Genomic DNA, 24,841 nt, shown 5'->3' with positions numbered 1-24,841 from the left:
CCTCCATAGATTTTATTATTACTATGGTTATGATGTTACTCTATCAATATAAACTCTATATGAACTCTGTATTACAGATGGGGTAATGTAATAGTAAAAACCGTTCCTTCGTTCGGTACACTCACTACATGAATGTTACCCTTGTGCAGCTCGATGACTTGTTTCACAATGGATAACCCAAGACCTGTTCCCTCTTTCGTACGTGATGTATCCGCCCGGTAAAACCGATGGAATAGCTGCGCTTGTTCAGCTTCCGACATCCCTATGCCTGTATCTTTTACAATCACCTCAATATAGTGATCCTTCGCTTCTAACGTAATATGAATGTCACCTTCTGGACGATTGTATTTAATCGCATTCGTTAACAAGTTATCCCATACATTTTCAAATAAAGCGGCATCCCCCCGGTAAATCGTCGGCTCCATCGTCATAGACACGTTAATCTGCTTTTCCTCCAACAGCCAGCGGTATTTACTGATACATGCTTTCAGCTGTTCATCTAACCGATAATCCCTATATTTCACCATGCGCGACGATTGATCAAGAGAAGTTAACAGCAAAAGCTGGCATGTCAGCTTCGACAAACGATTCGTTTCTGATTGAATAATGTCCGCATAGTTCTGGCGTTCTTCATCTGATAGACCGGCTGATTTAAGTAACCCTCCATACCCTTGAATATTAAGCAGCGGTGATTGAAAGTCATGCGAAACATTACTGATGAATTCCTTGCGTATTTTATCATTCTCCTTAAGCTGTTCCATCATGGTATTAAAGCTGGCTGCCAATTGACCAATCTCATCATGCCGGTCAATAGTCAGCTGTGTATCATACTTCTCATTGGCAATACGTTTTGTAGCAGCGGTTAACTGAGTAATTGGGACGATGAGCATCTTGGCCATGATCAGCATCGCCAGCAAACTTAATAACGCCGCAGCAACGACAAGCCCTCCTAAGATGGTATGCACTTCACTAAATAGCAGCTTAATATCCGGCCGAATAAAGAGTGCATATTGCCTGTTATTGTACTTAAACGGAACACCGATCGTGTTTGACATCTCATTAGCAAAGAAACCCGTTACGAATGTTTCACGTGGAAAGTTACGCATACCATGATAGATGCTGCCTTCGAGTACCACCTTCACAGCGGAATCATCCAAATTTTTCACACGATATTGACCCCCATAGGCATGTTCCTTCCCTTGTTCATCCACGATATAAAGTTGGTAGCCAACATCTCCAATCGTCGTTAGATAATGATGTAAATCTAGCTGTGGCGTTTCCTCAATATAAGTAATAATACGCTTAGCAATCTCTACATTTTTCTCATCATTGCGTTCTTTCATGACGCGGTGGTAATACGTATTCGTCAATAAAAATCCGCAAACTGTACTAAATAGCATAATGATCGTAGTCATTAGTACGAACTTTCCATACAAAGACTTCATGAGCGATGTACCTCAAGTTTGTAGCCAATCCCCCGCACCGTCACAATTTCAACATCTCCCGCCACTTTCGCAAGCCGCTCACGAATCCGCTTAATATGTGTGTTGAGTGTTTGCTCGTCACCTTCATAGTCATACCCCCAAACCCTTTCCATAATGGCCGCGCGCTGAAATACTTGATTCGGCTTAGAGGCAAGTAAAGCAAGCACTTCAAATTCCTTGAGCGGCATGATCAACGTACTTGATCCCGCCGTTACTTCAAAGCTTTTTCGATTAATCGTCACCGAGCCGACTTGGAAAATGGAATCTGCCGGCTTATCATATCGTCTTAAAATGGCTGCGATGCGAAAAAGCAGCTCTTTAGGCTCAAACGGCTTCACCATGTAATCGTCTGAACCAGCAAGGAAGCCTTGTTCCTTATCTTCTAATTCACCTTTTGCGGTCAGCAATAACACAGGGATATCCCAGTCATCTCTTATTTTTTTCGTTAGTTCAAAGCCATTCATTCCCGGCATCATAACATCTACTATCGCCAAATCCGGACATTCATTTTGCAAAATGCCCAGCGCTTGTATTCCATTTTCCGCCTTTAACACTCCATAACCTGCATGTGTCAAATGAATGCTTACGAGCTGTAGAATATGTTGATCATCATCTACGACTAAAATTTTCTCCATGTTGGACACCCCATTTCAGCAGCATTTCCCCCTATTATAACGAAGGTACCGGCAGATCACATGCAACAGCTGCTTTTCTTCCTATCTATTTATGTTTGGCTTTGTTAAATGCGCCTGCAGATTTCTGCTGGGGCACTCGCCTTCCGCTCCAATCAACAAAGGAGAAAAGTTAACAATAGTCATTGATATAGACTATTAAAAAACTACAAAAACACTGCCCGCAAACGGAACAGTGCTTATCATTCAGATTTTTCATTTTCTTCCAGAAGCCGACTTCTATAAGCTTTGTTTACCTTAGCGTAGTATAAGAGTTCCTCACACTGTTCCAGCTGCCGTTTGTACTGCGAAAGTTCTTGTTTCTCTAAAGGGGGACAATCGGGATGAGCAGAGTGAAAGTTATAACTGCGGGTAATAGGAAGAAAATCTGTCTCTTCTCCACAATGAGGACATGGAAGCAGCGGCGAATCAGCAGTTGTGCCTTTCAGCCGTTCCCCTTTAAAAAGCAAGTCGCAGCGGTTCAGCTCTCTTTGATAGTTTCGACTTAACCGGCCGCAGCCGCCGCACGTTTGAAGATCGTTCAATTCATTAAGCTCGGCTTTTATCTTTTCTTTAGCATCCAGACTTCTCATCCAGCGTTCAAGGGCTGCATAACCCAAAAATCCAGCCAAAGGCAGTCCAAAAAGATAACCAAGAAGCACCGTAAACTGGTTCATTGATCCTCACCCTTTCATGTCATTTGAAATATCGCCGCAAACCGCCAACAACCCTTTAATTGGAAATCTCTCCCCTTCAGCATACCACAAAACGTTTAGTGAACCTTCTTCAAGGCTATACTACTTATGAACAGCGTATTAACAGAAGAAAGGTGGATCATCATGGAATCACATTCTCATTTACACCATACAAATGACCCAGTAGAAGAAAGCGGCCAATACATTTGCCCAAAAGGCACCGTAAAAGAACTACAGCAAGGCGAGAAGTTTCCTTCCTGCCCGCAAACGGGAGAGCCGACTACATGGCGGCACGCAGAACACGAACACAAATCAGGAGAAAAAGTAACAGAAACAGGCCGTTATGTTGATAAAGACGGCGAACATGTGGAATTAAAAAGCGGCGAGACCTTCCCGAACTGCCCAACATCTGGCGAGCCTACTGCCTGGAAGCATGCAGGCTCATAATTCATCGTCCATCATACAAAAAGTGTCAGCTCTTTAATGAGAACTGACACTTTTTAATTATTTACATACTATTTACTTCTTCATTAGTACACTTCTTATAAAACCACAGCAGCGATCATGCCAAAGATAAAGAGCGGAATGTTATAGTGAATAAATGTCGGCACACACGTTTCCCAGATGTGATGGTGTTTGCCATCTGCATTTAATCCAGCTGTTGGCCCTAATGTACTGTCAGAGGCGGGCGACCCCGCATCTCCCAGCGCTCCCGCTGTTCCAATAAGAGCAGCCGTGGCCAGCGGCGACAAACCGGCCGCTGCGCAAATCGGCACATATAAAGCTGCTAAAATCGGAATGGTACCAAACGACGATCCGATTCCCATTGTGATAATGAGTCCAACGAGCAGCATAACAAAGGAAACAACAAGTGGAGATGTACCAATAATTTCCGTTGTCTGTTCAACCAACTCGTTAACAGCTCCTGTTTCTTTCAATACTGTTGCATATCCTGAAGCAATCAGCATAACAAAGGCAATCATCCCCATCATGGTTATCCCTTCCTGAATGACCCGATCGCCTTCAGACATTTTTACAACCTTTGTTAAAAACAACACTGCAATTCCAGCTAGGGCTCCAAGAACAAGTGATTCTGTAAGAATCTGAGTCACCAATGCTGCTAAAATAGCAACAATCGTCAGCCAATGCTGAACTCCCCATTTTACGTCTTCTATCTTTTCCGATAAGCTGGCAGCTACTTCAATTTCAGGCATCTCAATTTTTTTTGCAGGTGTTGAAACGCGATCTTTTCGATAACTGATAAAAATAGCGATAAATAATCCAACGATCATGCCGGCACCTGGAATCAACATAGCTGTTGTTACTTGATTTAATGTAACAGGCATTTTATTCGCTATCATTTCATCACGAATGATTCCTTGAAAAATCAAGCCAAACCCCGCTGGAATCATCAGATAAGGTGCTTTTAATCCAAAGGTCAACGCTGATGCGACCGCTCTTCTATCTAACTTAAGCTGATCAAATAAACTTAATAACGGTGGAATTAAAATAGGTATAAAAGCAATGTGTACTGGAATAACATTCTGAGATAAACAAGCAATTCCAGCAATCGTTAAAACTAAAAACAGTTTTTTCCCTTTAAAAACAGTCAGCATTTTATTTACAAGTATGGTTGTAATACCAGACATACCGATCATTACAGCAAAAATCCCGAGAAGTACATAACTCAAAGCAGTATTTGACTGCCCTCCCATTCCGGAAATCATAGTCGAGGCTGTTTCCGTGATCCCCATTCCCGCGGCCATTCCGGCTGTCAACGTAGCAATAATAATGGCAAACAAAACATTGATCCTTAATAAACACACAATGACCATTACAACCACACTAACTAAAACTGCATTTGTAATCATTCAATTACTCCCTTCTCGTGTACACTATATACTAATTTATCTCACTAGGAAACTGTACCTTTCTTCCATTCATTTGTTTCAATCATTCTTACTGATGTGAATGTGTTCTAGTATACATCTAGACTTTCAGCTTTTCCCGCCTGTGTATCTCTTCCATCTATTGAAAACGCTGTCATTTCATTCTTTTAATAACGAAAATCAAATGAACGGGAGACGGCTGTGTATGCTTTCAGCATAGCCGCCGTCTTCCCGATTGAATAGGCTTCCTTTCCCCCGCTTCCAGTTCTATAAGGAAAGTTTAATAATTGTTGCTAAACAACTATCAAGCAAGGTCAGATACTCTTTTTTGCAGCCGCTCATTTGTGATGGGATGCAAAGCTTTATTCATTCTTTCGATGTCTTCTGAGAACATCCGATCCTTCGTCATACTTGGCACAACATTGCGCAGGTGCTCCCATTTAGCACGAAGCTTCGGTGACACTTTGTCTATTCCTTTATATTCCACTGCCTGCATAGCACAAATGCACTCAATCGCTAAGACGCGGCGGGCATTTTGCGTAATCATACTGGCGTGACGCGAAGCAATCGTTCCCATGCTGACATGGTCTTCCTGGTTAGCAGAGGATGGAATAGAGTCAACGCTCGCAGGATGCGCCAATGTCTTGTTTTCTGACACAAGTGAGGCTGCTGCGTATTGCATAATCATCGCACCAGATTGCAGGCCCGGCTCCGGACTTAAAAATGGCGGAAGATCATTTAGTTGCGGATTGACTAACCGTTCGATGCGGCGCTCCGAAATATTGGCTAGTTCAGCAACCGCGATTTTCATAAAATCCATTGCTAATGCAATCGGCTGGCCATGGAAATTACCGCCGGAGATGACAAGTTCTCCGCCTTCAAAGATGAGGGGATTGTCAGTGGCCGCATTTATTTCAATCTCCAATTTTTCTTTCACGTAATCCAGTGCCTGCCAAGATGCACCATGCACCTGAGGGATACAGCGAATAGAATACGCATCCTGAACTCGTTTTTCTCCTTGGCGGGTGATCAGCTTGCTTCCTTCTACCCACTCACTCATGCGCTTAGCAACAGCAATCTGCTGCGGATAGCCTCTGGCTTCATGACTGGCGGGATGGAACGCATCGATGATTCCTTCTAGCCCTTCCATCGTCAGTGCCGCAATCCATTCGCTGTCGTAAGCAAGCTGCTCCGCTTCAATATAATTAACAACCCCCATAGCCGTCATCGCCTGTGTGCCATTAATTAATGCCAATCCTTCTTTTGCCTGGAGCACGATCGGCTGGATTCCTTTTTGAGCTAAAACAGCAGCAGAATCAACAGCTTCACCGTTTTCACCATGTACTTTTCCTTCACCTACTAACACAAGCGCCAGGTGAGAAAGCGGTGCCAAATCTCCGGATGCCCCTAAAGATCCCTGCTGAGGAATGACTGGATGAACCTGCTTATTAATTAGTTCTGCCAACGTTTCTACTAATACAGGCCGGACACCCGAAAATCCTTTCAATAATGCATTCAAGCGCAGCACCATCATTGCCCGGGAAACAACTTCTGGAAAAGGATGGCCAATTCCACAAGCGTGGGAACGGATTAAATTAATTTGCAGCTCCTGTACATCTGCTCCGTCAATCATCACATCGCTAAATTTACCAAAGCCTGTTGTAATCCCATAAACTGTCTTCTTTTCTGACACGATTCGCTCAACGGCCTGTCTGCTTTCATGTACTTTTTTCATGCTTTCTTCTGAAATAACTACCTTTTCCTGCTCAAAGCAAATTCTTTTCAGCTGTTCAATTGTTAAAGACTGTCCTGTTAGTTCAACCATTTATAATTCCTCCTTTAATGTCCTAAAAATATAAAAAAGAGGTGATAATGGCATATCAAAATAAGCCATCATCACCTCCTAACATCTCGTCACTATAGGTCATGATTATTATATTCAATTAAGGTTGTCAACGGTACAACTATGTGCGGAAGATCGATGCATCTAATTGCTTGCATCAGCTTTCTTCATTTGCTGGCTGTACGATAATAGACTTTTATTAAATATGATTGACACCAAGTCCAAGCGCCTCGTGTTCCAGCCCTTTTACAGGCGCGCCAATCGTTCCATAAAAAGCGACTGCAATCCACTCGCCTTCTTTCTCCTGATCGTACGGTTTTCCCCGTACGACAGCAAAACGAAGTCCTACTGTTCTCATCATCTCGCCAATAGCAAGCTGACCTCTTGTTACTCCTTCAAGCGCTTCAAGAATAGCATGATATAAAGCATGTGTTTCTCTATACACATCCTCTTTAATCAATTGATTTCTTTTTACCGCTGTTTCAACAGCCGAAATCACTTTCTGCATGTTCATTGAACCAACTTTTCCCTGACAAAATGTTACTTCACCGAACATTGACTCAAAAGGGCTGCGTTCCTTGTCACCCAGCATAGCAAGCAAGGTGGCGATCTTTCCGAGTGGAACTATTTGTGACATTCAAACACCACCTAAAACAGAAAATAAAGACTATTCACTATTTACTTGTTTATTATTATAAGCTCAAGAAAAAACATTAGTCAATTGTTTTTAGAAAATTTTATTATATCAGCACATTATCGTAGTAAAGTGACTTCCATCAATAAGCTTATTTAACAAAGAGAAATTGCCGCTTTCTGTTTTTAGAAAGCGGCAATTTCTCTTTAATCATTATATTCAGATAAAGATATATTTCTTTTGTTTCACCATAGAACAGGCTTTGCTGTCATGAACCATAACATTAACATTAATAAAAAAACATAAATCCACGCAGACCGATAAAGCTTGTCCACTAAAGCCTGTTTATTGGCTTCAGGCTGGGAAAACTTTTTAATGGTTGGCGAGAAGGCCCGGGCAAGGAAAAATGCTGAACTAAACATAATAACAATCGTCATAATGACCCAGGATGTTCCCCATGGCCACGGTCCATTCATAATCAGTAATGCACCAGATGCAACTAACACGTGTCCCCCATGCTTCACAAGCCTGACTGCAAGGATAAATACATGCAAATAAGCTTGCTGCACACCAGCTTCAGCCCCGCGCATTTTTTTCGTCAATGGGATTAAAATGAAAAAGGGACCAATAGATGCGATCGTGCTAGAAATGTGTATATACAAAAGAAGTTGATAGATGCTGTTCATTGCTCAAGAAAATCACTTTTGTACTGGACTGAACTCATGAACCCACACTCTCATGCTCGGTACCCATGGCATACCAGGATGCATAGACAAAATGGACTCCTTATACTCTTCCAAGCTTCCATATCCTTCTTGCCGCGCATGTTCATCCGTCAATTCTCCAAGCGACTGTGAATACACGCTCTCAACGACAAATTCTTGGCCTTCAAGCGTCATAATTTCGCCGATATCCGCATATCTTCCATTACGGCGTGTTGCTGTTTTTTGTCCATTAAGCACTTTTTGAACGTCTGCTGGAACCGTCACTAAACGTTCAATCGTACACGTTTTTGGAGGTAAAGTCGTATTTTCATTTTGATTTGTCATCGTTAAAAACCACCTTTTATAATAGAATTCCTCTTCATTATATCCCATATCCATAAAACTGCAAAAGTGTCAGGAGCTTAACTAAAATTGAAAAGAATGCTATACTATAGGAAATATTTGTTAGGGGGATCAACAATGAAGTTGACTGTTTATTTAGCTGGAGAAATCCATAGTTCTTGGCGGGAAGAAATTAAACAAAAAGCAGCTGCACTTCAGCTCCCAATCGATTTTGTCGGACCGATGGAAAACCACGATCGCTCGGATTATATTGGCGAAGAAATTTTAGGTAAGCAGCCGAGCGCCATTTTTCGCGATGCGGCAGCATCCAGCTTTAATAACTTGCGTACGGAAGTGCTTATGCAAAAAGCGGATCTTGTCATTGCGTTGTTCGGTGAAAAGTACAAGCAGTGGAACACAGCGATGGATGCGAGTGCTGCCATCACTTTAGACAAGCCGCTCATTTTGATTCGTCCCGAGTCGCTGCATCACCCGTTAAAAGAATTATCCAGAAAAGCTAACGTCACAGTCGAAACTGTCGACCAGGCGATGAAGACACTTGCTTATATATTCGATTAAAAAAAGCTGTTCCTTCAGTCAACAACTAACTGAAAAGGAACAGCTTCTTTTTATGTTTCGATATTAGCAGCTGCCTTTTTCTAAGTAAGTCAAAGTGGCCGCTCCTAATGTTTTTGCTGCTAACAGCATGCCCCGTTCATCAATGTTGAACTTTGGATGATGATGAGGATAAACGGCTCCTACTTCTGGATTGTGAGCACCCGTAAAGAAAAAAGCCCCTTTCACATGCTGAAGGTAGTAGGCAAAGTCTTCTCCGCCCATTTGCGGTGCGCATTCCTTCACTGCTGTTACACCAGGAACGTTTTTCGCAAGTTCCATTACAAACTCAGTTTCTTCTTTTGGATTAGTCGTTGCCGGGTAACCTTTTTGGTATTCATACGTATATTCTACATCGCTGGCAGCACAAGTGCCTTTTGTAATACGCTCGATTTCCTGCTCGATATATTCACGTGTGCTTTCTTTAAATGTTCTCACTGTTCCTGATAATAAAGCTGTGTCAGCGATCACATTTGGCGCATTTTTCGCTTCAAACGAACCGACAGAGAGCACAGCCGTATCAAGCGGATCAATTCTGCGGGAAACAATTTGCTGCAAGCTGCCGACGAGCTGGGCACCGATGACTACACTGTCTCTTGTGTGGTGCGGCTGTGATCCATGCCCGCCTTTTCCTTGAATTTTTATCTTGAAAAAGTCAGCAGCAGCCATGATCGGGCCTGTCCGGTATTCAATCGTTCCTACCGGCTCTGTAGACCAAATATGCTGACCAAAAATGACATCTACACCATCCAAGCAGCCATCCTCAATCATAGCAATTGCTCCGCCTGGAAGCACCTCTTCAGCATGCTGATGAATAAAGACAACATTGCCTTCTATTTCATCTTTCATCTTATTTAACACTTTCGCTAAGACAAGAAGTGTTGCTGTATGGCTGTCATGTCCGCATGCATGCATCACTCCGGCTACCTGCGATTTGTATGGCACATCGGTTTCTTCCTGGATCGGCAAAGCATCAAAATCAGCACGTAAAGCAACCGTTTGTCCGGGTTTTCCACCGCGCAGCGTTGCGACAACGCCGCGCCCCCCTACTTCGGTTCGAACTTCATGTCCTAATTTCTCATGGTATTCAGCAATATATTTTGGTGTTTCCACCTCTTCAAATGAAAGCTCTGGATGTTGGTGAAGATAACGGCGGATGTCCACCATTTCATTGTAAGCATCGTCTAATAGTTGATATAATTTCTCCATTTTATACAGCTCCTTGAAAAATGTAATATATCGCAAAATCGCAAAGAATGTTTACTTTAAATACACCTGATCACTTTATAACGTCTGAATCAAAATACTCGCAATAATAACCGAAGCCGCGGTAACGGTTGTAAAACCTCCGACAAGCATTGGTGTTAAGATTTCATCAAGAATAGCCTGTCTTTCCTGCTCATTCTTTCCTACACTTCGGCTGATCTCCTCACAAAGAATAAAATCACCCGGAAAACCAAACATAGCCGTCAAGGCTACAGGTATTCCTTTCAATGGGTCCCATTTAAACAACTTAGAGGCCGCATACCCCCCGATCATAATGCCTATGGCGCCTACAACAAGAATAACTAGTACTTTTGGCAAGTTGTCAATAAACATCTCGAATGTCACGCTATTCATCGAAGCAATGATCAGGAAGATAATTCCCACCATGCTAATTCCAAATGAATTGGCCCGCTCCATCATCTTGTTTTGGTAAAAACCAATATAAGCACCTATAAATCCGATCACGAGCGCCCAAATACTATAGTTAACCCCAGTTAATTTATCTAGTCCAATAGCAATCGCGCCGCCAATAAACAATTGTAGTAATAAAATCACTTGTGTTTGATATCTTTCTGAAAGCCAGCCTTTCTGCTGCTCTTCCCCTGCATTTGTTTCCTTCGCTGCATAAGCGGCTACATCCGTCGCAGCTATAAATTTCTGAGCATATCTGCGCAGCATATTTCCGGCAATAGGCATTCCTACAACACTTTGTAAACCAATGATTAATACAGGAATAGCTAGTAAACTGACAAGCCCTAATTCTTGAAGCTTTTGCGAAGTAACTAAGAAAGATAGCAATCCGCCTGTTAATGGACCTGTTCCAGCAACAGCTGCATCGTAACCAATGATCGGTGCCGCTACAAGCAAGATTAAAACAGTAGCAGAAATCACTCCTGCTAAGGAAATACCGACCGCCTTTATTTGATCTTTTAACACCCGAAATGGAATCATCGTTCCCATATGAACAATGACAGGAGCGACGATAATAGAGCCAAAAGCTCCTAGTTTTGAATGATCAACAATCTCTTTCGGGAATATGCCTGTCCATATCAAGGCAAAATAACCGATGAAGACAACGAGTAACATTGGAATTCTCGCTCTAGAAATAATAGAAAGAAATTCCCCCAAAGCAATTAATAAAAATAATAACAAAGCTGCTACGATTGGTTCACTCATGATGTTTTCTTCTCCTTATCTTTAAAAAATGCTGAATTTTTATTTTCTTTTTGTATTGAATATAATAAATTATCTGATAACATTTTCAATGTTTGATTCCACAACAGAATTCATATAATATTAGATGATTCAACAAAAGGAAGTGAAATAATGGAAAGTGACAGTTTTGAGAATGAGAAGCTGAAAGAAGAAGTGAAAGCAAATGATCGTGAGCTGATAAGCATGATCGAAAGCATCCGCGCCATCACCTCCTCTCTTGAGTTGGAAGAGGTATTAAATAAAATCATTACAAGTGCTCTTCAAGTGATTACAGCAGCAGATGCCGGGTACTTGCAGCTGTATGATATAGAAACAGAACGTCTCATTCCAAGGGCCGCCGTTGGCTTTAATGAAAAGCTGAAATCTATTAAAGTAAAAACAGGTGAATCCATTACAGGCAAAGTGTTCAGGGACGGAATCCCTGTCATTTATTACTCTCGTCCGGAAATATATGAAGGAATGGCTGGCATTTCAACAGAACATTTCCACTCGATCCAAGAAGCAAACGATAACGCCAAATTACAGTCATTGATTTCTGTCCCTGTTTCCGTGGAGGAAAAGAAGATTGGCGTTATGACCGTTCATCAATATGATGCAAAAGGGAAATTAAGCGAACGAGATCTGCATTTACTGCAAGGTTTTGCTGCCCAGGCAGCGGTTGCTATTCATAATGCTCAGCTATACAAGAAAGCAAATGATCGTTTAGAGGAAGTCACACTTTTAACGACGCAATTAAAAGAGAAAAATGACTTTCTCTCAAAGCGGGCAGAAGTACATGAAACACTGACTAAACTTTCTTTGCAAAACCAAAGTGTCGAATTCATTATCCGAGAACTAAATCGCATGATGAAAAGAGACATTTTCTTTTTTGATTATCTTAATACAGAATTTTTTCCAAAGAGAACATTGTCATATCCGTCTTTCAGTCATGATGAAATTTCCAGATTGTTAGCGGCCAAAAGCGAACCTTTTTACATTGACCTTACGGATAAAAAGACAATAAGCTGCTACGTGTACCCGTTATTATCGAATCGTGTGACGCTGGGCTGCTTTATTATTCCTTTATTCAGCCCCCTCTCAAAGCTTGATCAAACAACCATCGAGCAGGCGAGCTCTATTCTAGCTTTAGAACTGACCAAAAGAAAAACACAGGCAGAAGTGTACTATAAAAAAACACACGATCTATTCAACGAATTATTACAAAATAAAAACTCTCTTTTTACGGAAGAAGCGGTTCAATCACTTGGCCTCAGTCCCTATTCTTGTTTTACTGTCTATTTGTTAGAAATTGCTTCCTATCCCGACTTACAAACATTAGAAGCGATCATTCACCGGCTCACTTCTAAAATTAAAAAGAGAGTTCCAGAAAAAAATACAGTTATTTTCGGATTTCACCATAAAGTAACGATCCTATTTTCCGCCAAGAACCCTTACGAGATGAAAGACTTAATCTCCACGCTGCATGCTGCTATATCCCAATGGGAAAGCAGGGAAGACCCTCCTTTATATGCTGGAGGAAGCACCGCTTACAAAGGTATCAGCCGCATTGCTGCATGCTACAATGAAGCAGACAAAGCGTTAACGTATTTAACTGGCCGCCATCAAACAGGCATCATCAATTATGAAGAAATCGGCATTAATCGGTTGTTTCTTACACAGCCGCCTGACGAAATCGAACGTTTTACGAACGATATCCTGTCACCTCTGCGTACAGAAAAAGCCCGGAATAACGATTTAGAAAACACCCTTTTCACCTACATTGAATTAAACAGATCCAACACCGATACAGCCAAACACCTTCACATTCATACCAATACGTTATACCATCGGATCAAAAAAATTGAAGAACTGCTGCAGCTGGAATTCAACAATCCTGATGACTTTCTGCAAATTCTTTTAGCCTGCCATTTGTGGAAAAGCTTTGTACGCTAATCAAAGGGCAAAAGCGTATGTGTTTAGAAAAAAGCTGTTCCATCGTTCAGTCAATGGCTGAACAGGAACAGCTTTTCTCTTCGTCTAAAGATTGAGATCTTCCTTGTATTTCCCAGGAGATAATCCATTCATTAAAAGCTGGATCGTTCTTTCAATCTCCCTATCATCGTCCCATTCCCCCTCTGGAACGAGCAAGTAGCGGGCAAGGATATACCCCAAAATAACCGATGCTGCTACTCGTATCACAGTGACCGGCGGCATCTCGATGATTTGTCCTTTCGCCTGATAATGTTCCACCATTTCTCTAAGCCGTTCAAACACTTTTTGTGCGATGTGCTCCTTGAATTGTTCCCTCATTTCGGATTGAAACGGAATTTCTTGGATAAGAATTCGAAACAGCGGCATATTGTTTTTCAAGAATTGGGCCCGATTCTCGATCATCGCCTTCAAAAATTCTTCCACATTTTCAAATTCCTTGTTCAACACTTTGTTTAAATCTTTTATGACAAAGGGGGCGATCATTTTCGCCATCGTCGGGGCAACAATTGCTAGCAGCAGATCTTTTTTCGTTTTGTAATGCCTAAATATCGTCCCTTCCGCCACCCCCGCTTTTTTCGCAATCTCGCTCGTGGAGGTGGCTGCAAATCCTTTCTCTGCAAACGAATCAATAGCAGCTGCTACGATCTTTTTCTGTTTTTCTGTTAATTCTTCGGCATTATGAAAGAGTTCTTCGATCATTTTCTCCTGCTGAGACATCTCGCTCTCCTTTACTCCTTATATTTTCCGATATTTTTTAAGTGCCAAGATATTTACTATCATAAACAAAAGCGAGAAGCCCAACAAGACAAGAACGTTCTTATAAATGTTCTCCCATCCGTATCCCCTGATCATAATATCCCTTAACGCATCAGCAGCGTAATACAAAGGAGTAATGGGCCCTATCCACTTCAGCCATTCGGAAATCGTCTCTACATTGAATAATCCGGAAAAGAAAAATTGCGGGACGACGACAATAGGAATAAACTGAATCATTTGCAGCTCATTATTCGCAAAAGAAGATAATAAGATGCCAAGTGTAAGAGCGGTTAACGAAAGCAGCAAGGTGATGAGCAGCACATATCCAAAAGCACCTTTCATCAACATATCTAACACATAGATCGCATAAGCAGCAATAATTGTTGCTTGGATCATAGTAAAAATGCCAAATCCAAGTACATATCCAATCACGATTTCCCATTTGCGCAGCGGCGTTGAAAGCAGCCGTTCAAGTGTACCCGTTGTTCGTTCCCGTAAAAACGACACCCCCGCAATTAAAAACACAAAGAAAAAGACAAAAAATCCAAGTAATACAGGACCGAAATAATCAAATGGCCCCATCTCAGCTGAACCATGAAGAAAATCCATTTTAAGCCTTACATGATTCTCCTTTCCTTGCAGCGGCTCCAGTGCTGTTTGAACCCATTTGATGACCGATTCATTTACAGTCGGATCGCTGCCTTCCAAAAAGAGCGCAGGCGATTGATTGTTAAATATGACATACCCATCGATCTTTTGGTTCGATAAATCTTCTTTCGCTTCTTTTTCAGTCTGATATTCCGTAATTATTGCATCGGACGTATCAATGTGATCAACAATAGAAACAGGAACATGAACGAACCCCATTTTTGGTGTATAATCGCTGCCGTTAAAGACTAAGTACAACATCGTTAATACAAGAATCGGCGCAAAAATCAGAAGCCCCATCGTCCTCTTATCCCGTATGATCTGCCGTAAGATCCTAATGACTAATGCTGTAATCCTCATGTTAGGCACCTCCATATACGAGAAACGCTTCTTCAATGGTTTGTGTATTTGTTTTTCTTTTTAAGTCATCTGGAGTCCCAACCGCAATTAGGCAGCCATCTCGAATCAATCCTAACCGATCACACTTTTCTGCTTCATCCATTACATGAGTCGTCACAATGAGCGTAATCCCTTTTTGTTTTAAAGTATAAAAGGCTTCCCAAATGCTTTTCCGCAGTACTGGGTCAATGCCTACAGTCGGTTCGTCAAGAATTAAAATGTCAGGCTCATGAAGCAGTGCGATGGCTAACGAAAGCCTTCTTTTCATTCCTCCAGAGTAACTAGAAACCGGCTTATGAAGATGCTCTGAAAGTTGAACAAGTTCCATCACTTCTTCTATTCTTTGCTGTTGTTTCTTTCCTCTTAATCCGTATAAGGCGGAAAAAAATTGCAAGTTTTCTTTAGCGGACAATTCCACATATAGAGCATCAGATTGAGCCATATACCCTATTTTTTCAATCAGCTTCAAGGACGGCATCTTCTCTTCAAATAAAAAATTTTCTCCTGATGTGGGGACATCTAACCCTGCTAACTGCTTTACAAGCGTCGTCTTGCCTGCACCCGATGGTCCCAGTAAACCAAAAATTTCACCTTCCATCACATCTAGACTAATGTGTTTCAGCACTTGCTGTTTTCCAAACTGTTTCGAAACTTCGCGAATGGAAACACACGCCTTTTTTGTTCCCATGATTTCCACCTCTCTTTAGTGAGTGATTACTCACTTATATACTATGCGGTCATTTTTTATTTATCAACTTAAAGTAGTGGGATCTACCCGTAAATTCATACCGGCAGACTGCACTGTTGATTTTTCCGACCGTAAATCAGTGAATCCCGACTGCATTGTAAAAAAAAGCTGCCCTTTCATCAGTTCCCACTGACGAAAGGACAGCCTTTCCTATTCATACATTTATCGATAAATTTGCCGCTGTTTTTTAAAGAGCTGCCATCTTCCTCGCCCTTTTTGATTGACAGCTGTTATACCTGCCGCCACAAGGAGCAGAGCGCCTAACGTGTGAAGCGTTAAATGCTCACCTGGAATGAACATAGCCGATAAGATCGTTCCAGAAACTGGGATGATGAACCGATAAAGAGCCACTTCCCCCGCCTTATTATACTTAAGTAAAGAGGTCCACAGCGCAAAAGCCGCAGCCGATAAAAACACGGCATAAGCTAATAATCCCCAGGCTTTCGGTGTAAATGTCATCGCATTCGGCTCAAGGCCTGGAAGCCCGATGATGAGCATGAAAAGTGATCCTGCAAACATTTGCCAGCCAGTCAATGCAAACGGGTGCATATTAGCCGACAAACGCTTAGATAAAAAGGTTCCGAGTGCACTGGCTACCCCAGAAAGCAGCATAAACCCTTCCCCAAAGAAAGAAAAGCTGAGTGAAGCATCCTGTCCCCAATTGGCAAGCATAATCCCTCCAAAACCTGTGGTCAAACCAAATACCTTGCGCCAATCTAAACGGTCATCTGAGTAAACAAAATGCGCCAGAAAAACGATAAAGAATGTACCGCTTGAATTTAAAATAGCGGCTTTCATTCCCGATGTATGTGCCAATCCATTGTAAAAAAAGAAATACTGTAAACTCGTTGACAATAACCCTAAGCTAACAATGGCAGGCAATTGACGCCAATGTATTTTTAGCGCCTTTCTATCAATCATAAACATAACAAACAGCAGCAGTAAAGCAGCCATCATAAAGCGCATTCCAGCAAAAACAATTTTTGCGGTCAAATCATCTCCTGACATGCCGAGCTCTGCATAACTAAACTTAAGAACAGGAAAAGCACTTCCCCATAAGATAGAACAAAACACCGCAATAGCAATGACCCAGTATTTATTTGTCAAAAAGTATGTACTGTACTTTTGCTGCTTCATGTCGAATCAACCCCAAATTTTGGTCTATTACTCTAGTTAACCATTATAGCTTTTCTGAATGAGAAAATCCATGAGGGGTGATAGCTGATCATTCTTTATCTATCAATTTATTCTAAATGAAGAAATCATATCTTTCAGTTCCTCTGACATTGAACTGAGTACTTTCGCGGAAGCTGAGATTTCTTCCATAATTGCATTTTGTTCTTCGACAGCCGCTGTGACTGTTTGCGAGCGTTCATCCGCTTTTTCCGACATAACAGCTACATCATCAGCTAATTCCTTCACACTCTGCGTGCTTGCATTGACCTCTTCTGTAATAGCGGAAATTTCCTCTGCTTGCGTAGAAACCTCACTGATCATTTTAGAAATCTCATGAAAACTCGATCCTGATTCCTGTGCCATGGCAAGTCCTTCTGAAACAAATTCTTTTGCTATTTGCATAGCGGAGATCACTTCTTCTATTTCCTGTTGAATCGCTCTAATAAGCTGCCGGATATCACCGGCGGCAGAACCCGACTCCACAGCAAGCTTTCTAACCTCATCCGCTACTACCGCAAATCCTTTGCCATGTTCTCCCGCCCTTGCCGCTTCAATTGCAGCATTGAGGGCCAATAAGTTTGTCTGGTCTGCAACGTTGGTAATTAATGAAATGATTTTCTCTATTTCTGTTGACTTTCGGCTTAATGACTGCACCACAGAAGCTGTAGATTGAGTTGATGTCTGAATCTCTTCCATCTTCTTTACTGTGCTTTCCATCAGGGTTGTACCGGACTCTGTGTAATTTGCCGTTGAAATCGCCAAATTGGATACAGACTGAATAGATGAGGCCGCTTGATCCATCGCTTCAGCCATTTCTTCAACCACTACATGACTGGATCGTGCGCTGTTTAATTGTCGGGCAGTCCCCTCTGATACCTCGAGAATAGATTCCGTAATTTGCATAGAGGCATGACTTGTTTCTTCTGCACTTGATGAGAGTTCTACTGAAGTGGAAGCTACTGTTTCAATGTGGCCGTGTAAAGAAGTAACTAACCGCCTCATTTGTTCTAGCATCAGATTAAAATTATGCCCTAAATCTCCCATTTCATCTTTGGAGTTGATCTTTATTCTTCCAACGGTTAAATCTCCATTAGCCATCAATTTAAATTTTTCCGACAGCAATACAATCGGCTGTTTAATAATACGAAGTAAAAACCACGTCACAAAAACAGATATGATTAAAGCTGCAGCTGTGCTTAAAATCAATATAGTCAGCACTTTTTTATACAGTTGAATGCCATGCTGTTCAATGTCTTTGGCCTGCCCATTATGTAGAGCTTTTAATTCATCTATATGCTCCTCCATGGAGTCGAATATGATCACAGCTTCATAGACTTTCTTTGTTGCTGCATCCACCTTTCCTTCAGAGCTGTATCGGATAATCTCGTGCGTATGTTCCTCAAAATTTCCCCACTCAGACTTTATTATTCCGATCATTTCTATTTCTTTTGGCTCCTGCAAAAGAGGAACATAACTAGTCATCGTTTTCTCTATTTCTGAAAGTGTCTGATCAATTTGTGCGGCATATTTATCTTTAAACGGCTGGTCCCTTGACAACAAATGTCTTTGAGCAAGCGTTAATACTTGCTCGGTTAAATATTCAACTTCATTGATTTTTTCAATTTTAGGAATCACTTTTGTATTGATCGTCTTTGAATTCTGGTTCAAATAATACGAGCTTACAATTCCAACCGTACTAATGGTTAAAACGATTAACATCATAATTGAAAATATAACACTTAATTTTCTTCCAACTGTCCATCTCATAATATTTCTCCTTCATTATTCATGTTGAACTCTCCAGTGTTGAAAAACAAAATATCCTTATCTAATTAATCCTCCCTGGTTATTGTTTTAACCACTTATTCAAAATATTTATCGGAAATATAAACATTATTATTAATACTATTTCAGTAGTGAAAAAAATTTTAGCAGAGGAATTAATCAAGGAAACACCTTTTAATAAAAAAGCGCTTCCATCGAGGATAGAAACACTGGAAGAATACGTTATACTATATGAAAATATGAAACAATTTTATTTGAATCATCATACTGAATAGCAAAGGAGAATTTTATGTTAGCCGCTTTACTTCACGGAGTTGCATTAGCCTTTGGGTTAATTTTGCCGCTTGGTGCCCAAAATATTTTTGTTTTTAACCAAGGCGCCTCTCAGCCAAAGTTTAGGGGAGTCATTCCCGTTGTTATAACCGCTTCGCTTTGTGACACGCTTCTCATTTTATTAGCTGTTTTAGGTGTTTCCATCGTTGTATTAACTGTTCCTGTATTACAAGTAATCTTCTATTCCATTGGGTTGATCTTCCTCCTTTACATGGGATGGTCCATTTGGCATACCGCTCCCGCAAACGTAAATAATAAGGAAGCAGCCATGCCGCCCAAAAAGCAGATCATTTTTGCAATGTCCGTGTCTTTACTTAACCCTCACGCGATCCTTGATACGGTCGGTGTGATTGGCACGAGTTCATTGAGCTACACCGGCACAGATAAAATCGTCTTCACTGCCTCCTGTATCGTTGTCTCTTGGCTTTGGTTTCTCGGTCTAGCGACAGCCGGGAGAGTAATCGGGAGCTTGGATACAAAAGGAGCGTTTTTGAAACTGATCAATAAAGTGTCTGCCATCATCATTTTTGGCGTCGCCTTCTATCTCGCTAGTCAGCTTTATGTTATGATTGCAGCGCATTAATCTGTTTTCCCCTAAAAAGCGCCTGTCCCTTGGTACTTGAACATACTAGGGCGGCAGGCGCTAAAATATAACATTACCCTTACTCTGATTTTTGAACTATTAGTGCACTTTGAACCTGACTGACTGCTGTTTGAGCTTTTGCAATTTCATTCGCCGCCTGTTTCACCGCTGCTTCAGCTAAGGTTGGGTCTGAAGCAGACTTTTCAATAGCCTGGGTCAATAACGTCTGGGTCAGGGTCACACTTGCCTTTGCTTGATCTAGTTGGTTGACGTCCATTTGCTGGTTGCTTGGGCTCATTTGAATCTCTCCTTTTGATTTTAGCTATGTTAAACTTACTTATTGATCTCTACCGGGGCACTCGCCTTCCGCTCTAATCAACAATAATCATTAACATAGCCCTAATTTTAAAAGTACCTCTATATCTTGACCCCGCTTGATACTTTTATTATTAGAAAAGTCTTCCTTACCCAATATTCTTCATTGTCCTCCATCCCTCTACGCAGTAAATCCCATCGATCGTTTTTTAATAATCGTCAGATGAATAGTGAAGGATCAGATTGTGCACAATAAAAAGAGGCTCGATCCTTTTGGAAACGAGCCTCAACCATTTACCCTGCTTCTTTTTCAGAAAACTGACTGTTATAGAGATCTGCGTAGAAACCATTCTCCTCTAAAAGTTCTATATGTGTCCCTTGTTCAATCACCTTTCCCTGATCCATTACGAGAATCAAATCAGCATCCTTAATCGTTGAAAGGCGATGGGCAATGACAAAACTAGTCCGGCCCTTCATCAACTCATTCATTGCTTGCTGAATAAAGACTTCCGTCCGCGTATCTACACTTGATGTTGCTTCATCCAAGATCATAATTGGCGGATCAGCAAGAACCGCTCGTGCGATTGTAAGAAGCTGTTTTTGTCCTTGTGAGATGTTCGATGCCTCTTCGTTTAACACCGTTTCATACCCGTCCGGCAGCGTTCGTATGAAGTGATCAGCATGAGCTAAACGCGCCGCTGCAAAAATTTCTTCATTTGTTGCTCCGCTTTTTCCATACGCCAGGTTATCTTTGATCGTTCCATTAAATAGCCAAGTATCCTGAAGTACCATGCCAAAGTTTTTTCGAAGGTCATTGCGGGACATCTTTCGTGTGTCCAGGCCATCAACCTTGATCGTCCCGCCATTTAATTCATAAAAACGCATTAAAAGATTAATCATTGTTGTTTTTCCAGCACCAGTCGGTCCAACGATAGCGACTGTCTGCCCAGGTGACACATTGATGTTCATATCTTCAATGAGCAAATCTTCATCATAGCCAAAGTCCACATGTTCGAAAGTAACAGCCCCTCGTGCTCGTGTTAAACTCGCTGTTGTTGTTTCTTTTGTTTCTTCTTCCTCATCAAGCAGTTCAAAAACACGCTCTGCTGCTGCGATAGTCGATTGAATGATGTTCGCAATATTGGCTGTTTGTGTCACTGGCTGTGTGAACTGCCGCGAGTACGTAATAAATGCTTGAATATCACCGATAGAAATCGCTCGCTGAGTCACTAAAATACCGCCGACCACACTGATCAGCACATAGCTGAAATTCCCAATAAAAAACATCATCGGCATAATAATCCCTGATATAAATTGGGCTTTTCTTCCTGCTTCATACAGTTCTTCATTGACCGCATCAAATTGGGCTCCCGCCTTTTTCTCATGGCCGAATGCTTTCACGACTTGATGACCAGTATACATTTCTTCGATGTGTCCATTTAACTGGCCAAGCGTACGCTGTTGATCGGCAAAGTATTTCTGTGATCGCTTCAAAATCGGCCGGATCGCAAACATGGAAATGGGCAAGCTGACAATAGAAATTAACGTCAGCAGCGGGCTAATCGAAAGCATCATAATAATGATCCCAACAATCGTTACAATAGATGTAATAAATTGCGTCAAGCTCTGTTGAAGCGTACTGCCGATAGTATCAATGTCATTTGTCACCCGGCTGAGTGTTTCTCCATTCGGGCGCCCATCAAAATATTTAAGCGGGAGCTTATTCAACTTTTCATTAATATCTTCCCGGAGATCATACACTGTCTTTTGCGCCACGCCAGACATCATGTATTGCTGTATATAGCTAAACAAACTGCTGAAGACATATAAACCGGCCAATGTAAGCAGAATCCGGCCAATTTTTTCAAAATCAATGGCTGCGCCTGGTGTCCCTTGAAACTTCTCATATACACCTTCAAATAATACTGTGATAGCCGTCCCCATAATTTTAGGACCTGCAATCATAAACACCGTACTTAAAATAGCAGCAATAAACACAGCTGCTAACTGGCTTCGTCGTGGTTTTAAATACAATAAAAGCCGTCTCAATGTGCCCTTAAAATCTTTTGCTTTTTGGCCCATCATCATCATATTGCCGCCGCCTGGCCCATGTCCCATAGGTGGGCCTCCTTGAGGTTTTCCTCGATGACTCATGCGATTTCCTCCTCCGAAAGCTGTGACTCAACAATTTCACGGTATACCGCATTTGTGTTCAGAAGCTCTTCGTGTGTACCGATCCCCGCCATGCGCCCGTTTTCTAATACAATAATTCGATCAGCATCAATGACCGTACTTACACGCTGAGCAACGAGAAGCACTGTCGCATGTTTCGTTTCCTCTTTTAACGCTGCGCGAAGCTTGGCATCTGTCTTGAAATCAAGCGCAGAGAAACTATCATCAAATATATAAAGGTCTGGCTTTCGAACAAGGGCCCGGGCAATGGACAGCCGTTGCTTTTGTCCCCCTGATAAATTCGCACCGCCTTGTTCAATTCTTTCTTGGTAACCTTCCTTCATTTTAATAATAAAGTCCTCAGCTTGCGCAATTCGGGCTGCATGCTCAATTTCTTCTTGTGCAGCATCTTGCTTTCCAAAACGGATATTTTCAGCAATCGTCCCCGTAAAGAGTACGGCCTTTTGCGGCACGAAGCCAATTTTTGAGCGCACTTCCTCTTGTGATGCCTCACGAATAGCCACCCCATTGACACGAATGACACCGCTTGTCACTTCATAAAATCGAGGAATCAATTGGACAAGCGTTGATTTTCCTGAACCTGTTCCTCCAATAATTGCAGTCACTTCACCGGGCTTAGCAGTAAAACTAATGTCTGACAATGCCGACTCCTCCGCTCCCGGATATTTAAATGTCACGCGATCAAATTCAAGTGTGCCTCGTTCACGATCGGCTTTACCCGTTCCCTCATCTGGAAATGCCGGCTTCATGTCAAGCACTTCGTTAATACGTTTAGCAGATACAGCAGCACGCGGAACCATAATGAACATCATAGATGCCATAAGAAGTGCAAACATAATCTGCATGACATACTGAATATAGGCCATTAAATCACCAATTTGCATGTTGCCATGATCAATCCGAATCCCTCCAAACCAAATCACACCAACAACCGTCAAATTCATAATAAGCATCATGATAGGCATGATGGACGCCATCACTTTATTTACTTTAATCGAGACATCCGTCAACTCTTTATTCGCCTGCTTCAGACGTACTTTTTCTTCAGATTCACGATTAAAGGCGCGAATCACTCGAATGCCCGTTAAATTTTCTCGTAATACAAGATTTAACTGATCCAACCGCTTTTGAACTGTGCGAAAAAGGGGCATCGCTTTAGATTGAATAAGAAGAATTAAACCAATTAATACAGGAATAATAGCGACAATAATAAGTGATAGTTTAGCATCCTTCGATACAGCCATAATGACTCCGCCTACCAGCATAATAGGTGCACTAATCACCATACGAAGCATCATAATCACCACTTGCTGAACTTGCGTAATGTCATTCGTCGTCCGGGTAATCAATGACGCTGTTCCTACTTCATCAAATTCCTGCAGCGTAAATTGTTCTACGTGGTGAAAGACTTTCCGGCGAATATCGCGTCCCAGACCCATTGCTGCTTTGGACGAATAGTAACTTGCTGCCACAGAAGCAGCGGCCCCCAATGCCGCAACTAACAGCATGAATCCGCCAATTTTCCAAATATACGAGGTATCTCCCACCACTACCCCTTTATCGATAATATTTGCCATTAATGTCGGTAAAAAGAGATCTGCCATCGATTGAACAAAGACAAGACCAAAAACACTGAAAATGATCCATTTATAAACAGAAAGGTTTTTTAATAATTTAATCATTTTTTACACTCTCCTTGTTCAATGCCTGCTTCTCCAAACAATTAGAAATTTTCTCATGTACGTCAAGCAGTTCCTCATATTGCTTGTCCGTCAGCAATTCAACTGCCGATTGAAATACTTGGTGAATACCCCCTTCTTGTGCATGCATCATTTTAACAAAAGCTTCTCCCTGCTCACTGATCGTCAGCTCAATCTCCCGTCGGTTGCCTTCTACTTGCTGACGATTGAGCCACCCAGCTTGTACAAGTCCATCGACTGCCTGACTCAGTGTACTCTTTGGCAGCAATGTTTTTTCTCCCACACTTTTTTGCGTCATTTTCTTATGAGATGCAATCGCCATCAAAATTGTATATTGCGGAACAGATAAATCATTATCAGCCGCCGTTTTTTGAATGAAACGCATCATGTTTTTCTGTACATTGGAAAACGAACGTAATAGTTGAATTGAACGCATAAACTTTTGGCTATAGTAATCCATTTAACTCTCCTCATTCTTCCATCTTCATATTGTTCCAAAACGAACAATTCATTTTTGGATTAATAAATTTTATACTCTTTCCCCTGCATGGTCAAGCTGTGTATACCATAAACAGCAAAAAAATGACAGACGGGAATGATGACCGTCTGTCATTTTTTAAAAGTTAGATATTTTAATGAAATCATAAAAAAATAAGTCTACATTATATAGACTTTTCCTAATAACTATTTGTAAGCTGAACCAACTTCAACTGCACATTCTTCAGCTATCATCTCGTCAATAATAGGACAACGGAGAAGGAGGGATTTGAACCCTCGCGCCGCTTACGCGACCTACACCCTTAGCAGGGGCGCCTCTTCAGCCTCTTGAGTACTTCCCCATAAAAATAAAATAACTCCGCAGGCAAGATTCGAACT

Annotated in this window: 23 protein-coding genes, 1 tRNA gene and 1 pseudogene; 4 read left to right on the top strand and 21 right to left on the bottom strand. The window is 41.6% G+C overall.

What is annotated here, in order from left to right:
* Nucleotides 1–71 precede the first annotated feature (71 nt).
* From QYG89_RS11175 to QYG89_RS11165, 3 genes are all read right to left on the bottom strand, one after another.
* Complete coding sequence (locus QYG89_RS11175) at nucleotides 72–1,445, bottom strand: sensor histidine kinase (RefSeq protein WP_404317262.1); 1,374 nt, start codon at nucleotides 1,443–1,445, stop codon at nucleotides 72–74.
* Complete coding sequence (locus QYG89_RS11170) at nucleotides 1,442–2,119, bottom strand: response regulator transcription factor (protein WP_404317260.1); 678 nt, start codon at nucleotides 2,117–2,119, stop codon at nucleotides 1,442–1,444. The genes QYG89_RS11175 and QYG89_RS11170 overlap by 4 nt, the downstream gene beginning before the upstream one ends.
* Nucleotides 2,120–2,358: 239 nt before the next feature.
* On the bottom strand, nucleotides 2,359–2,832 hold the full coding sequence (locus tag QYG89_RS11165; RefSeq protein WP_404317258.1) for a hypothetical protein: 474 nt from the start codon (nucleotides 2,830–2,832) through the stop codon (nucleotides 2,359–2,361).
* 162 nt (nucleotides 2,833–2,994) lie between these two features.
* Between QYG89_RS11165 and QYG89_RS11160 the strand changes: the two genes are divergently transcribed.
* Nucleotides 2,995–3,297, top strand: coding sequence for a hypothetical protein (locus tag QYG89_RS11160; protein ID WP_404317256.1), 303 nt, complete (start codon nucleotides 2,995–2,997; stop codon nucleotides 3,295–3,297).
* Nucleotides 3,298–3,392: 95 nt separating this feature from the next.
* Here QYG89_RS11160 and QYG89_RS11155 read toward each other — a convergent pair whose 3' ends face one another.
* From QYG89_RS11155 to QYG89_RS11135, 5 genes are all read right to left on the bottom strand, one after another.
* Entirely contained in the window at nucleotides 3,393–4,721 is a 1,329-nt protein-coding gene (locus tag QYG89_RS11155; protein ID WP_404317254.1) for a Na+/H+ antiporter family protein, read from the bottom strand.
* Nucleotides 4,722–5,043: 322 nt separating this feature from the next.
* Complete coding sequence (hutH, locus tag QYG89_RS11150; protein WP_404317252.1) at nucleotides 5,044–6,564, bottom strand: histidine ammonia-lyase; 1,521 nt, start codon at nucleotides 6,562–6,564, stop codon at nucleotides 5,044–5,046.
* A gap of 217 nt (nucleotides 6,565–6,781) precedes the next feature.
* Nucleotides 6,782–7,219 (bottom strand): hut operon transcriptional regulator HutP, encoded by a 438-nt coding sequence (hutP, locus tag QYG89_RS11145; protein ID WP_404317250.1) that lies wholly within the window; start codon nucleotides 7,217–7,219, stop codon nucleotides 6,782–6,784.
* A gap of 242 nt (nucleotides 7,220–7,461) precedes the next feature.
* Nucleotides 7,462–7,902 carry a hypothetical protein gene (locus tag QYG89_RS11140; RefSeq protein ID WP_404317247.1) on the bottom strand — a complete coding sequence of 147 codons (441 nt, stop codon included), beginning with the start codon at nucleotides 7,900–7,902 and terminating at the stop codon, nucleotides 7,462–7,464.
* 12 nt (nucleotides 7,903–7,914) lie between these two features.
* Nucleotides 7,915–8,265: an ASCH domain-containing protein gene (locus QYG89_RS11135; RefSeq protein WP_404317244.1), complete on the bottom strand. Its 351-nt coding sequence runs from the start codon at nucleotides 8,263–8,265 to the stop codon at nucleotides 7,915–7,917.
* Nucleotides 8,266–8,400: 135 nt separating this feature from the next.
* Between QYG89_RS11135 and QYG89_RS11130 the strand changes: the two genes are divergently transcribed.
* A complete protein-coding gene (locus QYG89_RS11130; RefSeq protein ID WP_404317242.1) occupies nucleotides 8,401–8,841 on the top strand; it encodes a YtoQ family protein in 441 nt (146 codons plus the stop codon).
* A 63-nt stretch (nucleotides 8,842–8,904) separates the two neighbouring features.
* Here the strand turns inward: QYG89_RS11130 and QYG89_RS11125 are convergent, their stop codons facing one another.
* Both QYG89_RS11125 and QYG89_RS11120 read right to left on the bottom strand, forming a co-directional pair.
* Nucleotides 8,905–10,086, bottom strand: coding sequence for a M20 family metallopeptidase (locus QYG89_RS11125; RefSeq protein WP_404317240.1), 1,182 nt, complete (start codon nucleotides 10,084–10,086; stop codon nucleotides 8,905–8,907).
* Between the two features lie 75 nt (nucleotides 10,087–10,161).
* The gene (locus QYG89_RS11120; RefSeq protein WP_404317238.1) at nucleotides 10,162–11,319 is read right to left on the bottom strand and encodes a hypothetical protein; all 1,158 of its coding nucleotides are present in this window, start codon (nucleotides 11,317–11,319) and stop codon (nucleotides 10,162–10,164) included.
* A gap of 150 nt (nucleotides 11,320–11,469) precedes the next feature.
* On the opposite strand from QYG89_RS11120, the gene QYG89_RS11115 reads away from it, so the two are divergent.
* Nucleotides 11,470–13,290 carry a helix-turn-helix domain-containing protein gene (locus QYG89_RS11115; protein ID WP_404317237.1) on the top strand — a complete coding sequence of 607 codons (1,821 nt, stop codon included), beginning with the start codon at nucleotides 11,470–11,472 and terminating at the stop codon, nucleotides 13,288–13,290.
* Nucleotides 13,291–13,374: 84 nt separating this feature from the next.
* Here the strand turns inward: QYG89_RS11115 and QYG89_RS11110 are convergent, their stop codons facing one another.
* The 6 genes and pseudogenes from QYG89_RS11110 to QYG89_RS11085 all read right to left on the bottom strand — a co-directional run.
* On the bottom strand, nucleotides 13,375–14,046 hold the full coding sequence (locus tag QYG89_RS11110; RefSeq protein WP_404317235.1) for a TetR/AcrR family transcriptional regulator: 672 nt from the start codon (nucleotides 14,044–14,046) through the stop codon (nucleotides 13,375–13,377).
* Nucleotides 14,047–14,064: 18 nt separating this feature from the next.
* Nucleotides 14,065–15,093, bottom strand: coding sequence for an ABC transporter permease (locus tag QYG89_RS11105; protein ID WP_404317233.1), 1,029 nt, complete (start codon nucleotides 15,091–15,093; stop codon nucleotides 14,065–14,067).
* Between the two features lies 1 nt (nucleotide 15,094).
* Nucleotides 15,095–15,820: an ABC transporter ATP-binding protein gene (locus tag QYG89_RS11100; protein WP_404317231.1), complete on the bottom strand. Its 726-nt coding sequence runs from the start codon at nucleotides 15,818–15,820 to the stop codon at nucleotides 15,095–15,097.
* A 222-nt stretch (nucleotides 15,821–16,042) separates the two neighbouring features.
* Nucleotides 16,043–17,017 (bottom strand): DMT family transporter, encoded by a 975-nt coding sequence (locus QYG89_RS11095; RefSeq protein ID WP_404317229.1) that lies wholly within the window; start codon nucleotides 17,015–17,017, stop codon nucleotides 16,043–16,045.
* Between the two features lie 102 nt (nucleotides 17,018–17,119).
* Nucleotides 17,120–17,959 (bottom strand): methyl-accepting chemotaxis protein, encoded by an 840-nt coding sequence (locus tag QYG89_RS11090; protein ID WP_404317480.1) that lies wholly within the window; start codon nucleotides 17,957–17,959, stop codon nucleotides 17,120–17,122.
* Nucleotides 17,960–18,064: 105 nt separating this feature from the next.
* Nucleotides 18,065–18,823: pseudogene (locus tag QYG89_RS11085) on the bottom strand (MCP four helix bundle domain-containing protein); the annotation flags it as partial.
* A gap of 307 nt (nucleotides 18,824–19,130) precedes the next feature.
* On the opposite strand from QYG89_RS11085, the gene QYG89_RS11080 reads away from it, so the two are divergent.
* Nucleotides 19,131–19,757, top strand: a complete 627-nt coding sequence (locus QYG89_RS11080; protein WP_404317227.1) for a LysE/ArgO family amino acid transporter — start codon at nucleotides 19,131–19,133, stop codon at nucleotides 19,755–19,757.
* Between the two features lie 79 nt (nucleotides 19,758–19,836).
* On the opposite strand, the gene QYG89_RS11075 is transcribed toward QYG89_RS11080, so the two are convergent.
* The 5 genes from QYG89_RS11075 to QYG89_RS11055 form a co-directional block, all read right to left on the bottom strand.
* The gene (locus tag QYG89_RS11075) at nucleotides 19,837–20,055 is read right to left on the bottom strand and encodes a hypothetical protein (RefSeq protein ID WP_404317225.1); all 219 of its coding nucleotides are present in this window, start codon (nucleotides 20,053–20,055) and stop codon (nucleotides 19,837–19,839) included.
* Between the two features lie 311 nt (nucleotides 20,056–20,366).
* Nucleotides 20,367–22,190: an ABC transporter ATP-binding protein gene (locus QYG89_RS11070; protein WP_404317223.1), complete on the bottom strand. Its 1,824-nt coding sequence runs from the start codon at nucleotides 22,188–22,190 to the stop codon at nucleotides 20,367–20,369.
* 32 nt (nucleotides 22,191–22,222) lie between these two features.
* The gene (locus QYG89_RS11065) at nucleotides 22,223–23,947 is read right to left on the bottom strand and encodes an ABC transporter ATP-binding protein (RefSeq protein ID WP_404317221.1); all 1,725 of its coding nucleotides are present in this window, start codon (nucleotides 23,945–23,947) and stop codon (nucleotides 22,223–22,225) included.
* Nucleotides 23,940–24,425: a MarR family winged helix-turn-helix transcriptional regulator gene (locus QYG89_RS11060; protein WP_404317219.1), complete on the bottom strand. Its 486-nt coding sequence runs from the start codon at nucleotides 24,423–24,425 to the stop codon at nucleotides 23,940–23,942. The genes QYG89_RS11065 and QYG89_RS11060 overlap by 8 nt, the downstream gene beginning before the upstream one ends.
* 291 nt (nucleotides 24,426–24,716) lie before the next feature.
* Nucleotides 24,717–24,804 (bottom strand) — tRNA-Ser (locus QYG89_RS11055).
* Nucleotides 24,805–24,841: the final 37 nt, after the last annotated feature.

It is taken from the genome of Bacillus lumedeiriae (assembly GCF_044891285.1).
GTDB lineage: Bacteria > Bacillota > Bacilli > Bacillales > Domibacillaceae > Pseudobacillus > Pseudobacillus lumedeiriae.
This window is presented reverse-complemented; position numbering and strand designations above follow the sequence as displayed.